A 14,533-nucleotide genomic window follows, 5' to 3' on the forward strand; every position below is an offset into this window, starting at 1 on the left:
CTGGGCTCCTTCAGAATTCGCGGGCCGGGAACGCGGCGGGGGAATCGTCCGGCGCGCCGGGGAGCGAGGCGAAAAACGCGATGGTGCGTTCCAGTCCCTCTTCCCAGGAGACGCGGGGTTCCCAGCCGAACATCTCCCGCACCAGGGTGGTGTCGGGACGCCGCCGCTCGGGGTCGTCCACGGGCCGGTCGATGTAGTCGATCCGGCTTGCGGAGCTGGTCAGTTTGACGATCCGGCGGGCGATTTCCCGTACGGTCGTCTCGTCGCTGCCGCCGATGTTCACCGGCCGTACGGATTTGCTCGCCGCGACGCTCAGTACGCCGTCGATGGTGTCGTCCACATAACAGAGGGACCTGGTCTGGCTGCCGTCCCCGGCGACGGTGAGCGGTTCTCCGGCGAGGGCCTGGCTGATGAAAGTCGGCACGGCACGGCCGTCGTGGGCGCGCATGCGGGGGCCGTACGTGTTGAACAGCCGCACGATTCCGGCATTCGTGCCCCTGGCGGCGGCGTGCGCGGTCACCAGCGCCTCGGAGAACCGTTTCGATTCGTCGTACACGCTGCGCGGTCCCACGGGGTTCACATTGCCCCAGTAGTCCTCGCGCTGCGGGTGCACCAGCGGGTCGCCGTAGACCTCGGAGGTGGAGGCGAGCAGCAGGCGCGCCCCGTCCCGGGCGGCGATGCCGAGCATGTTGCGGGTGCCGAGGCTGCCGACGTCCAGCGTTTCCAGCGGCATGCGCAGATAGTCGGCGGGCGAGGCGGGGCAGGCGAAATGCAGAACGAGGTCGTAGGGGCCGCCCAATTCACTTGCGCACGACGGATCGGAGATGTCGAGGCGGAGGAACCGGAACCCGTTCTCGCCTTCGAGGTGTGCGATGTTCCGCGGCGATCCGGAGGCCAGGTTGTCGGCGCAGTCGACCGTCACTCCCCCGGCCAGCAGGCGTTCGCACAAATGCGAGCCGAGGAATCCGGCACCGCCCGTCACCAGGGCGTGCCGCCAGGGAAACCGATCGGGTGCTGAGGACGCCATGTGCCCCATCTCCTTTCAGAGATCCGCTTCTCCCCCCATGGATCCTGCCGGAGTAATCCACCCGCGCATCCTCGGGACTACCGTTGGAATGAATCCGGGAACAGGAGGCGATCATGGGGCAGAGCCTGGACGGCGTTCTCGACGCGCTCCTGCGTCCGCGCACTGCGGCGGGGCGTGTGCTGGTCACCGGATGGTTCAGTTTCCCGGACGGTGAGGTGACCGCCGGTGACTTCCTCGCGGAGCGTGCGGTCTCCGACGCGCTGGGCCGTTCGGGTGTCCCGCACGAATCCGCCTGGAGCCCGCACTTCGCCCCCGGGGCCCTGACCCTGGAGGCCGCGGCCCCCGACCGGTACGAACAGGTGCTCTTCGTCTGCGGTCCTGTGCACGGGGACCAGCTCGCCCGGCTGCACGAGCGCTATGCCTCGTGCCGGCGGACCGCCGTCGGGGTGAGCGTGGTGGACCCGGAGTCCCCGGCGGTACGCGGGTTCGACCGGATCGTGGCCCGCGACCGCGACGGCAACGGGCTCCTGGCCGACCTGGCGCTCTCCGCGCGCACCCGGCCGGACAAGCCCGTGGTGGGCGTCGCCCTCACGCACGGCCAGGGCGAGTACGCGCGGCGGCGCGAGCACGACCGGGTCGCCGAGGCGCTGTACGCCTGGCTGCCCACCAAGGACTGCGCGCCGGTCGAGGCGGAGACCCGGCTGGCCCGCGACGACTGGCGGCTGTGCCGGACCGGCGACCAGTTCCTCTCCCTGCTCGGGCGGCTGGACCTCGTGGTCACGGACCGCCTGCACGGGATGGTCCTGGCGCTGAGCATGGGCGTACCGGCTCTGGTGGTGGATCCGGTGCGCGGCGGGGCCAAGGTGTCCGCGCAGGCGAGGGTGGTGCGCTGGCCCGCGGTGATCCCGGGCGAGACGCTGACCGCGCGGGCGCTCGACGCGTGGTGGACGTGGTGCCTGTCCCCCGCCGGCAGGGCGGCCGCCGAGCGCCGGCGCTCACTCCTGCGCTGACGGCCGCCGCGTCAGTTCGACTGGCCGACCGGCCGGACCACCAGCGTGTTCACGTCCACCCCGCGCGGCTGCGAGATCGCCCAGACGAGCGTGTCCACCAGCTGCTCCGCGGAAATCATCGGGCCGGCCGCCGCCGCGCCGCCCGGGCGCTCGTCCCAGAACGGAGTGAGCACACGGCCCGGTGCGATCAGCGTCGTGCCGACGCCGTAGCCGGTGGCCAGCATGCGCACGTTCTCGGCGAGACCGGTCACCGCCCACTTGGTCATCGAGTAGAGGTTGCCGGGCGTGTTCTTGTACCCGGCCACGCTGCCGATGAGGACGATCCGCCCCTGCGACTCCTTCAGCGCCGGGAGCGCCGCCTTGACGAGCAGCGCGGGGCCCAGCACGTTCGTCAGGACCATGCCGCGCCATTTCTCGGGGTCGCCGGTCTCGACGTGGGCGTCGGCCGAGTACCCGGCGTTGGCGATGGCGTGGTCGAGCCGGCCGAAGGTGCGCACGGTCTCCTCGACCGCCGCCGATACGTGCTCCCAGTCCCCCGCGTCCCCCTCGAAGGTCAGCAGCCGCTCGCCCGCCTTCAACTCCTCGGCCAGCACGGCCAGTTTGCTCGCGCTGCGCCCGGTCGCGGCGACCCGGTGCCCGAGGCCGAGGAGCCGTCGGACGCTCTCCGCGCCGATGCCGCTGGAACCGCCGGTGATGAAGGTGACGGGTGCTTCGGTGCCCCCGGTGGACGTGTTGTTGCCGTTGGTCATGGTCTCCCCGTGTTCCCGCTCCGCGCTGTCGTTGCCGCTCCTGACGCTAGATCGTCGGGGGCGGGCGCGTCCACGGATCGCGAGGCCGTACGCGCGCCCGTCGCGCCGGCCACGAGGGCGACGGCTCCGCAGGCGGTCGCCGTGGTGCCCAGGGTGGCCGCCCGCAGACTGAGATGGGCGCGTACGGCGGGCACGACCAGCTCGTTCAGCTCCTGCTTCAGCGGGTCCATGAGGGCCGCCCCGGTGCGGGTCAGCTCGCCGCCGACCACGATGACGGCGGGCGCGAAGGTGTTCGCGAGGGCGGCCAGGACACCGCCCACGGCGCGCCCCGTCTCGGCCAGGACCCGGCGGGCCGCCTCGTCGTCGTCGCGGGCCGCCGCGGCCAGGTCGGCGATGCCGGCCGCCAGTCCGCCGCGGGCGTGGTACCGGTCGAGGACCGCCCGGCTGGAGGCCACGGTGTCCAGGCAGCCGTGTCCGCCGCAGTGGCACGGCCTGCCGCGCTCGCGCTCGACGTTCACATGGCCCAGCTCGCCCGCGGTGGCGTAGGGCCCGCGCACCAGCGCGCCCGACTGGATCAGCCCGCCGCCGACCTCGCGGGACAGGGAGACGGACAGCAGGTCCGGCTCGCCCGCCGCCGCGCCCCAGGTGGCCTCGCCCAGGGCGGCGAGGCGGGGGCCGCGCTCCACCCGGACCGGGGCCGCGAAACGCTCGCGTACCAGGTGGGCCACCTCCACACCGGGGTCCGGGCCGCCGATGCCGACCCCCACGCCCTTGACCGCCCCGGGTACGAGGGAGCCACCGGCCAGCGCGGCGGCGAGGCGGTGCGCCGTCAGGACGCGTTCCCGCCGCCCGGCCGTGCTCGGCTCCTCGGCGCTGCGGACGCCCATCAGCTGACAGGCGTCGTTGGCGAGGGCCACCCGGGTGCTGCGCCGGGTGAACTCGATGCCGACGAACTGCCCGCGTCCGGGGTTGAGGGTCAGCCGCTCGACCGGACGGCCGCGGCCCCGGCCGTCCTCGTCCCGCGGCGCGGTGGTGATCGCGCCGCTGTCGACGAGGGCGGCCACCGCGTCGTACACGGTGGTCCGCGGCAGCCCGCTCAGGGCCATCAACTGGGCCCGGGTCACCGAGCCGTGGTGCGACACCAGCCGCAGGACCATCTCCTTGCTGCTGGGCTTCCTGCGCGCGGGCGCCGGTGAACTCTCGGGGTCCGGCATCCTGTCAGCACGTCCTTCGGGAGGCGGTCACGTCGGTGCGCTCCTGGTCAGTCGAGGAGTTCGGCCCGGTGGGGCGAGTCCGCTCCCCGCCGGGAGCAGGTGACGGCCGCGGCCCGGGCGGCGAAGGCCAGCAGTTCGCGCCACTCGTCGCGCGTGAGGCGAGCGTCGGCCCGCAGCGCGTCCTTGCGGTGGAGACCGTCGAGCAGCGCCGCGTAGACCGTGTCGCCGGCGCCGATGGTGTCGGCCACCTCGCAGGCGGCGGCGGGTACGTGCACGGTGTCGCCGGTGGCGGTGACCGCCCAGAGTCCGGCGCCGCCGCCGGTGAGGACGACCGCGGACGGCCCGGTACGCGCCCACGCGCGTGCGGCGACGAGCACCGCGTCCTGGTCGGCCGGGCGGCCGGACAGCCAGGCCGTGTCCTCGAACGACACCTTGAGCAGCGAGAGATGGGGCAGCCAGCTGCGGAAACGGGCCCGGTAGGCGTCGGGGTCGGGGATGACGTTCGGCCGGATGTTGGGGTCGAGGGCGGTGAAGAGTCCCCTTCCGGCCTCGCGCAGGAGCATGTGCTCGTACGCGCTCGCCGTGGGCTCCAGGGCGAGGGAGCACGTCCCCAGGGCGAGGGCACGGGTCCGGGGCGGCAGGGAGCCGGGGCAGTGAAGAGCCGGTCTGCGGTGCCTTGGTGGTAGAAGGTGTAGGCGGCCGAGCCCTCCTCGCTGATGGCCGTCACGGCGAGCATGGTGGGCTCGGGACCGCGCTGGACGAGTGCGGTGTCGACGCCCGCCTTCTGGAGGCCCTCGACCAGCGCGGTTCCGTAGGCGTCGGTCGAGACGCGGGAGCAGAACGCCACCGGCGCTCCGAGCCGTCCCAGCGCGACGGCGGTGTTGTACGGGCCGCCGCCGCGTCTGGGCAGCATCAGCGGCAGCCCCCCGTCCGCGCGGCCCTGGTCGGGCGCGGGTACCAGGTCGATCAGTGCTTCTCCGCCTACTACGATCACGCTCGGTCTTCCTTGTCTGTGCGTGCCGGCGGGAGGGACGGCATGCCGAACCGCCCCCCGGGTGCCGGTGGTTGGTGCGCGGGCGGAATGCCCGCGGGTACGGGAACGGCCGCGGGCCGCTCCGGCCGCTCAGGCGGGCAGCTCCTGGTCGGCGGCGGACCGGCGCTCGCCCGAGCCGCGCTGGATCAGCCTGTTCTGTACGACGACGGTGCGCGGGCGCGACCGGTCCCCCGCCAGCCGCCGCAGCGCGGTGGCCCCCGCCTCGCGCCCGATGGTGACCGGGTCCTGGGCGACCACGGTGAGCGCGGGGGTGAGCAGTTCCGCCATCGGCACGTCGTCGATGGCGACCACGGCCACCGGTTCGCCGCTGCGTCCCAGCTCCGCCATGGCTCCGAGCGTCATCACGTTGTTCCCGCTGACCACGGCGGTGGGCGGGCTCTGGAGGGCCAGCAGGCGGGCGAGGGCCTTCGCCGCGCCGTGTTCGTCGTGCGCCTCGCCGACCAGGGCGCGGTCGTACGGAATGCCGGCCTCGGCCAGGGCCGCCCGGTATCCCGCCTGGCGTTCCCGGCGCGTGTACAGGCCCCGGGGGAGGTCGCCGATGAACCCGATGCGGCGGTGGCCGTGGGCGATCAGGTGGGCGGTGCCCTCGCGGGCGCCCTTGCGGTTGGAGCTGACGACCGTATCGGTGGGCAGGCCGTGGCCCGGGCGGTCGATGAACACGACCGGCAGCCCCTGGGCCAGGTGCCGCTTGAGGTGGCTGTGGTCGGCGCCCACCGAGGGCACGACCATCAGCGCACTCACCCGGCGGGCGAGGAAGGACCGGGTCAGGTCCGTCTCGCGCTCCGGGTCGTCCCCGGACGAGCCCATGACGAGGGTCAGCCCGTGATCGCGGACGGTGGCCTCGATCCCGCTTGCGACCGAGCCGAAGAAGGGGTTGGCCAGGTCGGGGATGACGAGGCCGACGGTGGTGTCCGGTCCGCCGCTGCGGATGCTCTGCGCCATGGGGTTGAGCTGGAAGCCGAGCCTGCCCACCGCTTCGAGGACACGCTCCCGGGTGGACTCCGATGTGGGGCCGTTCCCGTTGAGCACCCGGGAGACGGTCTTGGCGCTCACGCCCACCTCCTGGGCGACATCGGCGAGAGTCGGGCGGCGGGGTGAGACCATGGCCTGGCTTCTCCATGTTGAGGCTCTTCGGCCGGGAGGGTGGTCGACCCGGCCGACCGAGGACAGGTCGACAGAATACGGTGCGGGTGTGACGGCGGATTCAGCCGTCGTCGTGCCCGACCCCGACGGCGTCCACCGCACGGTGGTCGGCCACCGACGTCGCCCCGTCGGCCTCCACCCGCAGGGCGCCGGTCATGATCGCCACGACCTCCGCCATGGAGTGGTCCGACGGTCTGATCACCGCCGCCCGGCGGCCCAGCCGGTGCACATGGATGCGGTCGGCGATCTCGAAGACGTGCGGCATGTTGTGGCTGATCAGGATGACCGGGATGCCCTTGTCGCGTACCCGGCGGATCAGGTCGAGGACCTGGGCCGACTCCTTGACGCCGAGCGCCGCGGTGGGTTCGTCCATGACCACGACGCTCCTGGCCCAGGCGGCCGCCCGGGCGACCGCGACGGCCTGGCGCTGGCCTCCGGAGAGCGTTTCGACGGGCTGGGTCAGCGAGCCGAGCCCGATCTTCAGCTCCGCCATGTGCTCGGCGGCCCGGGCCCGCATGGCCTTCTTGTCGAGCATGCGCAGCGCCCGGCCGAGGAGGTCCTTGCGGCGCAGTTCGCGGCCCAGGAACATGTTGGACGCGATGTCCATGGACGGCGCGACGGCGAGGTCCTGGTAGACGGTCTCGATCCCGTGGCCGTGGGCGTCCTGGGGGCCGGTGAAGCGGATGGGCTCGCCGTGCAGGCGGATCTCCCCGGAGTCCGGGATCACCGCGCCGGTCAGGGCCTTGATGAGGCTGGACTTGCCGGCTCCGTTGTCCCCGATGACGGCCAGGACCTCGCCGGGCATCAGGTCGAAGTCGGCGCCGTCGATGGCGGTGACGTGTCCGTAGCGCTTGACCAGGTTGCGGGCGCTGAGCACCGGGGTGTCCGGGGCCGCGCTCTTGTCGGGGGTGTTCATCGGCCCTTCTTCCGGGAGAACTGGTCGATCGTCACGGCGAGGATCACCAGCACGCCGGTGACCAGGGTCTGGTAGACGGAGGAGACGCCGAGCAGCTGGAGGCCGTTGCGGAAGACGCCGACGATGAGGACGCCGACGAACGTGCCGAGGACCGTGCCGCGCCCGCCGAACAGGCTGGTGCCGCCGAGCACCACGGCGGTGATGCTGTCCAGGTTCTCCGTCTGGCCGGCCTGCGGGTCGCCCACGCCGGTGCGGGAGACGAGCAGCAGGGCCGCGATGCCGTAGACGAGACCGGCGACCGTGTACAGGGAGATCGTGAGCCGGGAGACGCGGATGCCGTTGAGGCGGGCGCTCTCGGCGCTGTTGCCCAGGGCGTAGACGTGCTGCCCCCAGGCGGTGTTGCCCAGCGCGTAGGCGAAGGCCAGGAAGAGGACGACCGTGAGCAGGGAGCCGTAGGTGACGTCGGTGGTGCCCAGGGGGAAGGTCTCCCCGAGCGCGGTGAGCGAGCCGGGCAGGCCGGTGACGGTCTGCTCCTCGGAGAAGATGTGCGTCAGCGCGAACGCCACGTTGAGCATGCCCAGGGTGACGATGAACGGCGGGAGCGGCACGAGCCGTACGAGCAGGCCGTTGGCCAGTCCGAAGGCGCCGCAGACGAGGACACCGGCCAGGATCGCGAGCGGTGCGGGCAGTGGACCGCTGACGGCCAGCTTGGCCATGACGATCCCACCGAAAGCCATCACGGCCCCGACGGACAGGTCGATGCCGGCGGTGAGGATGATCAGGGTCTGGCCGATCGCCAGGGTGCCGACGACCATCACCTGTTGCAGGATCAGCGAGAAGTTGCCGCCGGTCAGGAATTCGTCGCTGCTGAGCGCGAAGACGACCGAGGCGAGGATCAGGGCGCCGAACGGCCCTGCCGCGGGCGCCATCAGGATGCGGCGCAGGGTGGTGGGTTCCTTGGCGCCGGAGTACAGCGCCGAGGCGGTGGAGGTGGTCATCGGGGTTACTTCCCCCAGCAGTTGTCGACGCCGAAGCCGGCGTCCTCGGATTCGACGCCCGGCTGCGCCTTGGCCGCGATCAGCTGGACGCCCGTGTCGGTGTAGCCACTGGCCTTCTTGCCGGTCTTGGCGTAGTCGACGATCGCGGCCACTCCGTCGGCGGCCATCTTGAGGGGGTACTGCTGCGAAGTGGCGGCGATCCTGCCGTCCTTGACCGCGGCGACGCCTTCGCAGCCGCCGTCGATGGTGACGATCATGACGTCCTTCTCGCGGCCCTTGGCCTTGATGGCGGTGTAGGCGCCCAGGGCGGCCGGCTCGTTGATGGCGTAGACGAGGTTGATGTCGGGGGCCTTCTGGAGGCAGTTCTCCATCGCGGTCTGGCCCTTGGCGCGGTCCCCGCCGGTGTCCTGGGAACACACCAGGGCGGGGTCCTTGTCGGTGATGCCGTAGCCCTCCATGAACCCCTGGTGGCGCTGGACACCGACGGAGACGCCGGGTGACAGGTCCATGGTGGCGATCTTGGCCTCCTTGCCCTGCATGGCGGCCTTCGCATAGGCGCCGATGAGCTTGCCCGCCTTGACGTTGTCGGTGGCGAACAGGGCGTCGGCGGCGGACTGAGGCTCGGGCGGGGTGTCGAGCGCGATGACCAGGACGCCCTTGGCGCGGGCCTTCTCCAGTGCGGGCACGATGGCCTTGGAGTCGTTGGGGGTGATCAGGATGCCCTTGACGCCGGCGGAGACCATGTTCTCCAGTGCGGTGACCTGTCCGCCGTTGTCACCGTCGTACTTGCCGGCGGCCGTGGTGAGCTGGACGCCCTTCTTCTCGGCCTCCTTCTGCGCGCCCTCCCGCATCTTGACGAAGAAGGGGTTGGTGTCGGTCTTGGTGATCAGGCCGACCTTCACCTTGCCGCCGCCCTTGCCCGAGGAGCCGGAGCCGGAGCCACAGGAGGTGAGCGTCAAGACACACAACGTGACGGTCGCAGTGGCGGCAAAAAGCATTCTTCGGGGCATGTCGGCTCCTCGTGCGAAGGGGTGACGGGATACGTGGACCATGGCGGCCTCGGACCGAGCCGCCCCGGCGGAAGGAATGTCAACGCTGACAGCGGCTCGTACGGAGGATGTTGGACGGCCGGGCGCCCGCCGTCAATGGAGAAGCCGCCGAAAATTCCGGCAAGGCCCGTCTCCCGTAGGCGCGATACCTGTCCCGCCCCGGCGTGACCGGCGCCCGAACCGGCCCCAACCGCATCAAGTGCGCCCCGGAAAAACTCACGATCGGCGCATCTCGAATCATCCGGCCACCCGAGGCCGAGCACCGGATTAATTCCGTTTCGTGTCCGGTGTGTTGACCGCCGGATACCGTCCCCACATCATCGGTCGCGACTCACCGTGTCAGCGTTGACATCGCCGCTGGCCCCCACGCCACAGCAGCTTCGACACTTGTGTCGCGGCAGAACCGGAGCGAGAGATATGCGTGTACGCCGCAGAGCCCAGGCGTTGGTGATCGCCCTGGCGCTCGGCCTGACCCCTCTGCTGTCGGCCTCGCCGGCCGCCGCGGGCGAGGTGTGGAACTACCCCGAGTTCCCCTACCAGCCCACGACGTACACCGAGGCGTATCGCGGGCAGTTCCACTTCAGCTCCCAGCAGGGCTGGATGAACGACCCGAACGGCCTGGTGTACGCCAACGGCGAGTACCACTTCTTCTACCAGCACAACCCGCACGGGCTGGCCTGGGACACCATGCACTGGGGCCACGCGACCAGCAAGGACCTGGTCCACTGGACGCAGAAGCCGATCGCCCTGGAGCCGGACGTGCACCCGGGCACGCTGTTCTCCGGCGGAGGTGTGGTCGACAAGGACAACACCTCGGGCCTGAAGACGGGTGCCGACGACCCCATCGTGGTCTTCGCCAACACCGACGGCGTCAGCGTCTACTACAGCAACGACAACGGGAAGACGTTCCAGGCGTACGACAAGGGCCGCAAGCGCATCACCATTCCGGTCCAGAGCCGCGACCCCAAGGTGAGCTGGGACGCCGCGCACAAGCGGTGGGTCATGGTGGTGTGGTCGGAGAACGACGCCGGCGACCACGGCAACGGCGTCGAGGTCTACACCTCGCCCAACCTGCTCGACTGGACACACTCCAGCCGGTACTCCGCGGAGTGGCTCTTCGAGTGCCCCGACCTGTTCCAGGTCCCGGTCGACGGCGACCCGAACCGCAAGAAGTGGGTACTGAGCACCGCGTCCGGCAAGTACGTGGTGGGTGACTTCGACGGCACGGCGTTCCACGCGGACGACCCCGCCCCCCGGCCGATGGACTTCGGCAGCGGCTACGCGGGCGGCACGTTCTACGCGGCCGAGACCTTCCAGAACGCCCCGGACGGGCGGGTCGTCCAGATGGCCTGGCAGGGCGGCAACGTCGGCAGCACCTGGACCGGCAACGCCACCTTCCCCGCGGAGCTGGGCCTGGTCAGCACACCGGACGGGCTGCGCATCACCCGTACACCGGTGGACGAGCTGTCCTCCCTCGCCTCGGCCAAGAAGAAGTTCGACAAGCAGAACGTCAAGGAGAACGGCGCCAACCCCTTCAAGGGCCTCCGGGGCGACACGTACGAGATCAGCGCCACGGTCGACGTGGACAAGTCCACGGCGCGGCGGATCGCGTTCGGCCTGCACGTCCGCAGCGACAACACCGCCGACCGCACGGTGGTCTACGACAAGTCGGCGGGCACTTTGGACGGCCACCCGGTCGGTCTGAAGAAGGGCAAGCTGAAGCTGCGCCTGCTGGTGGACCGCGGCCAGCTGGAGGTCTTCGCCGACGGCGGCACGTACTCCCTCTCGGACAACGTCAACTTCGACTCCGGCACCGGCAGCCAGGGCATCCGGCTGTACGCCGAGGGCGGCACGGCCAAGCTGGACAGCGCGGTCTTCCGCCGGCTCGACTCCAGCTGGGGCACCGGCCAGTCGACGCTCGACACCGACCTGGGCGACCGGTGGAACGCCGTCAGCGGCAACTGGACCGATGTGGCGGGCGGAAAGCAGGGCCGGGGCTCCGGCAACGGCTTCTACCTCAGTACGCGGACGGCGGGCGACGGCGTCTACCAGGGCGACGTCGCCCTGAACACCGCCCAGGCGGCCGGCCTCACCTTCCGCGCCAACGACAGGGGCGAGGGATACACCGCCAACATCGACAAGGAGGGCAAGGTCAAACTGTGGCGGCCCGGCCGGGACATCGCCACGTACAACACCCCCGTCACGGCGGACAGCACCCATCACCTCAAGGTGACCACCGAGGGCAACCGCATCCGGGTCTTCCTGGACAACGGCACCGACCCCGTCATCGACGCGACCGACGACGCCTACGCCGAAGGCCGGTACGGCGCGAACGTCTTCAACGGCACCGCGACGCTCCAGAACCTGAACACGGGCGATACGGGCCTCGATGCCTTCTCGACCGCCAAGTGGAATACCAGTGGCGGCACTTGGACCACGGCGGGGGACGGCCTGCACGGCAGTTCCCCGGGCGACGGCTTCTATCTGAGCGAGCGGACGGGTGAGGACTTCACCTACGAGGGCGACCTCTCCGTCACCAACGGCACCGCGACCGGTCTGACCTTCCGGGCCGACGAGAAGGGCCAGGGCTACACCGCCACGCTCGACACCAAGGGCCAGGTGAAACTGTGGCGGCCCGGCAAGGACCTGGCCACCCACGACACCACCGTCACCGAGGGCCGGACCTACCACATGAAGGTGCGGACCGACGGCGACCGGATACGGGTGTGGCTCGGCGACGACGCCGCGCCGGTCATCGACACCACCGACGCCACCTACCGCAGCGGCCGGTTCGGAGTGAACGCCTACAACGGCAACGTCATCGCCCAGCACCTGAGGATCGGCTGACCACTCCCCCGAACCGCGCCCCCGGCACACCCGCCGGGGGCGCGGGCGCACCTGTCACGGGCAGTACGGCCGGGATCACCAGCCGCGGCGCTGCTGCTCCGGGCCGAATCTGGCGGTGAGTGCCGCGAGGAAGACCGGGAGTCTGTCGACCATCGCCCTGGGGACCGGGGTGGACTGGACGGTGCCCTTGTCCACGTCCTCCACGACGAGGGTGTAGGTGCCGTTCTCCTCGATGAGTTCGGCGGCGAACAGCAACGTCTGCGTCGAGGTTTCCATCAGCGCTCCCGGGAGGGCTCGTTGAGCCACGCCGACCACATCCCGGTGGCCCGCTGCTCATCGGCGTCCTCGGCGAACAGGTGGTGGCCGAGCCAGATCGGTACGTTCCAGGTGCTGCCGTTGAAGAACCGGTACAGGGCGTCCGGACCGCGCAGGCCGACGAAGTCGGGGCTGAGCCAGTCGACGGTCACCTCCACCGGCTCGGGGGCCAGGAGGGTGAGACGGTCGCCGACGGCGGCGTCGTCGGCGAGGCCGAGGCGGCGGCGCAGCTCGGTGAAGTCGGCCGGGTCGGCGGTCGGTTCGGGGCGGTGGGCCCGTACGTACACGGCGGGGCGTCCGGCGAAGTGGCGGAGGTATTCGGTCAGGGCGTGCTGGTGGAAGTCGACGTACTTCTCGGCCACGTCCGTCTTGGCGTCCCAGTTCCAGGCGTCGTCCACGACGCCCGTGTGCACCCAGTGGATGCCCATGCGCAGCTGGCTCGTGCCGTCGTCGGCCGGCTCGACGTGGTAGCTGAGCGTGTTGGAGAAGCCGCCGTCCTGGGTGGCCCGCAGCGCGAGGCGGTGCGGCGGCTCCCAGGTCACCACGGTGGCGTCGCCCCGGGTCGCCTTTCCGCCGACCCGGGGTTCGATCTCCATCGGGTAGAGCCAGCCGAGGTTGCCGGCGCCGGTGGCGACCGCGTCCCAGACCTGCTGGGGTGCGACGGGCAGCTCCTGCTGCCTGCGGACCTGGAATTCTCGGGCCATGGTCGGTGCTGCTCCTTCGTCGTCGTTCATGGTCGGTGGGTGAGCGGGAGGGCGTGCAGCCTGCGTTGCAGCGGGTTGGGCCGCCAGTCGAGTTCCGCGCCCTCGGCCAGCCGCAGTTCCGGCAGCCTGCGCACCAGCGTGCCGACGGCCAGCTCGGTCTGGAGCCGGGCGAGCGGCCCGCCGAGGCAGAAGTGGGGGCCGTGGCCGAAGCTGAGGTGACGGTTGCCGGGGCGGGCCAGGTCGAGCCGGTCGGGGTCCTCGAAGCGTGCCGGGTCGCGGTTGGTGGCGCCGAGGAAGAGGTACACCAACTCGCCCTCGCGCAGGGCCCGTCCGCCGATCTCCAGGTCCCGCGCGACGACCCGGACGATGGCCTGGGTCACCGTGTCGTAGCGGGCCAGCTCCTCGACGGCGCCGCGCATGAGGCCGGGGTCCTCGCGCAGCCGGGCCAGCTGGTCCGGGTGGCGCAGCAGGGCGTGCACGGCGTTGGTGATGAGGTGGGTGGTGGTCTCGTCGCCCGCGGTGATGAGGACGAAGCAGGTGGAGAGGAGTTCGGAGTCGGTGAGCCGGTCGTCGTGGGCCTGGGTGGCGACCAGGGCGCTGATCAGGTCGTCGCCCGGTTCGCTCCGGCGCTGCCGGATGAGCCCGGACAGGTAGTCCTCGTACTGGTCGATCGCCGCCTCGGACTTGGCCAGGTCCTCGCTGAGCCGGCCGAAGCGGCGGAACCACTCCTTGACCTGCGGCCGGTCCTCCTCGGGGATGCCGAACAGCTCGCAGACGACGGCCATGGGCAGCGGCGAGGCGACCGCCTCGATCAGCTCCATCTCGGGACCGGCGGCGACCGCCGCGTCGATGAGCCGGTCCACGAGGTGCTGGACGCGGCCGCGCAGGGCCTCGACGCGGCGGGCGGTGAAGGCCCGGTTGGCGAGTTTGCGCAGCCGGGCGTGGTCCGGCGGGTCGGTGTTGCTCATCACCCGGCCGAGTCGGTCGGTGAGCCGGCTGAACTCCTTGAGGTCGCCGCCGAGCGCGGTGTAGGCCCGGGTCATCCTGGACCGGTCGTTGGACAGCCGCAGGTCGCCGAGGGCCGCCTCGACGTCGGCGTACCGGGTGAGGTACCAGACGCCCTGGGTGCTGCGGTGGACCGGGTCCTCGCGCCGCATGCGGGCGTAGAGCGGGTAGGGGTCGCGCCGGGCCTCGGGGGTGAGCAGGGCGGCGCCGAGGTCGCGGACCGGGGCGGGGCCCGCGGTGTCGCGGGCCCCGGCCAGGGTGTCGGTGGAGGTCATGACGGCCGCGCTACCGCCGGGTGTCCATGGCGTCGGCGAGGCTCTTGGGCCGCATGTCGGTCCAGTTCCGCTCGATGTGCTCCAGGCAGGCGGCGTGGGTGTCCGGGCCGTGGGCGACGGTCCAGCCGGCGGGGACGTCGGCGAACTGCGGCCAGAGCGAGTGCTGGTTCTCGTCGTTGACGAGGACGAGGAAGGTGCCGTCCTGGTCGTCGAAGGGGTTGGTCATG

The 14,533-nt window shown here is 71.4% G+C and carries 13 protein-coding genes and 1 pseudogene; 2 read left to right on the forward strand and 12 right to left on the reverse strand.

The features are described from left to right. Positions 1 to 10: 10 nt before the first annotated feature. On the reverse strand, positions 11 to 1,027 hold the full coding sequence (locus NEH16_RS01965; RefSeq protein WP_265538691.1) for an NAD-dependent epimerase/dehydratase family protein: 1,017 nt from the start codon (positions 1,025 to 1,027) through the stop codon (positions 11 to 13). A gap of 113 nt (positions 1,028 to 1,140) precedes the next feature. On the opposite strand from NEH16_RS01965, the gene NEH16_RS01970 reads away from it, so the two are divergent. Beyond that, the gene (locus tag NEH16_RS01970) at positions 1,141 to 2,037 is read left to right on the forward strand and encodes a polysaccharide pyruvyl transferase family protein (protein WP_265538693.1); all 897 of its coding nucleotides are present in this window, start codon (positions 1,141 to 1,143) and stop codon (positions 2,035 to 2,037) included. 11 nt (positions 2,038 to 2,048) lie between these two features. Here NEH16_RS01970 and NEH16_RS01975 read toward each other — a convergent pair whose 3' ends face one another. The 7 genes and pseudogenes from NEH16_RS01975 to NEH16_RS02005 form a co-directional block, all read right to left on the reverse strand. After that, complete coding sequence (locus NEH16_RS01975; protein ID WP_265538694.1) at positions 2,049 to 2,786, reverse strand: SDR family oxidoreductase; 738 nt, start codon at positions 2,784 to 2,786, stop codon at positions 2,049 to 2,051. Continuing rightward, positions 2,783 to 4,000, reverse strand: a complete 1,218-nt coding sequence (locus NEH16_RS01980) for an ROK family transcriptional regulator (protein ID WP_265538697.1) — start codon at positions 3,998 to 4,000, stop codon at positions 2,783 to 2,785. The genes NEH16_RS01975 and NEH16_RS01980 overlap by 4 nt, the downstream gene beginning before the upstream one ends. A gap of 47 nt (positions 4,001 to 4,047) precedes the next feature. After that, positions 4,048 to 4,994 (reverse strand): annotated as a pseudogene (locus NEH16_RS01985) (carbohydrate kinase family protein). Positions 4,995 to 5,123: 129 nt separating this feature from the next. Beyond that, entirely contained in the window at positions 5,124 to 6,158 is a 1,035-nt protein-coding gene (locus NEH16_RS01990; protein ID WP_073967154.1) for a LacI family DNA-binding transcriptional regulator, read from the reverse strand. 100 nt (positions 6,159 to 6,258) lie between these two features. Beyond that, positions 6,259 to 7,113 (reverse strand): ATP-binding cassette domain-containing protein, encoded by an 855-nt coding sequence (locus NEH16_RS01995; RefSeq protein ID WP_265538699.1) that lies wholly within the window; start codon positions 7,111 to 7,113, stop codon positions 6,259 to 6,261. Beyond that, complete coding sequence (locus NEH16_RS02000) at positions 7,110 to 8,111, reverse strand: ABC transporter permease (protein ID WP_073967156.1); 1,002 nt, start codon at positions 8,109 to 8,111, stop codon at positions 7,110 to 7,112. Before NEH16_RS02000 ends, NEH16_RS01995 begins: the two co-directional genes overlap by 4 nt. A gap of 5 nt (positions 8,112 to 8,116) precedes the next feature. Then, entirely contained in the window at positions 8,117 to 9,109 is a 993-nt protein-coding gene (locus tag NEH16_RS02005; protein ID WP_265547032.1) for a sugar ABC transporter substrate-binding protein, read from the reverse strand. Positions 9,110 to 9,577: 468 nt separating this feature from the next. Between NEH16_RS02005 and NEH16_RS02010 the strand changes: the two genes are divergently transcribed. Continuing rightward, entirely contained in the window at positions 9,578 to 12,007 is a 2,430-nt protein-coding gene (locus NEH16_RS02010) for a glycoside hydrolase family 32 protein (protein ID WP_265538703.1), read from the forward strand. Positions 12,008 to 12,082: 75 nt separating this feature from the next. On the opposite strand, the gene NEH16_RS02015 is transcribed toward NEH16_RS02010, so the two are convergent. The 4 genes from NEH16_RS02015 to NEH16_RS02030 are packed head-to-tail and all read right to left on the reverse strand — an operon-like array spanning position 12,083 to position 14,532. Next, complete coding sequence (locus NEH16_RS02015; protein ID WP_265538704.1) at positions 12,083 to 12,283, reverse strand: hypothetical protein; 201 nt, start codon at positions 12,281 to 12,283, stop codon at positions 12,083 to 12,085. Continuing rightward, complete coding sequence (locus NEH16_RS02020; protein WP_265538707.1) at positions 12,283 to 13,026, reverse strand: SRPBCC family protein; 744 nt, start codon at positions 13,024 to 13,026, stop codon at positions 12,283 to 12,285. The genes NEH16_RS02015 and NEH16_RS02020 overlap by 1 nt, the downstream gene beginning before the upstream one ends. Before the next feature lie 26 nt (positions 13,027 to 13,052). After that, on the reverse strand, positions 13,053 to 14,306 hold the full coding sequence (locus NEH16_RS02025; protein ID WP_265538709.1) for a cytochrome P450: 1,254 nt from the start codon (positions 14,304 to 14,306) through the stop codon (positions 13,053 to 13,055). Between the two features lie 10 nt (positions 14,307 to 14,316). Continuing rightward, positions 14,317 to 14,532, reverse strand: a complete 216-nt coding sequence (locus tag NEH16_RS02030) for an MbtH family protein (RefSeq protein WP_265538711.1) — start codon at positions 14,530 to 14,532, stop codon at positions 14,317 to 14,319. Position 14,533: the final 1 nt, after the last annotated feature.

The sequence above is a fragment of the Streptomyces drozdowiczii genome (assembly GCF_026167665.1).
GTDB classification, from domain to species: domain Bacteria; phylum Actinomycetota; class Actinomycetes; order Streptomycetales; family Streptomycetaceae; genus Streptomyces; species Streptomyces drozdowiczii_A.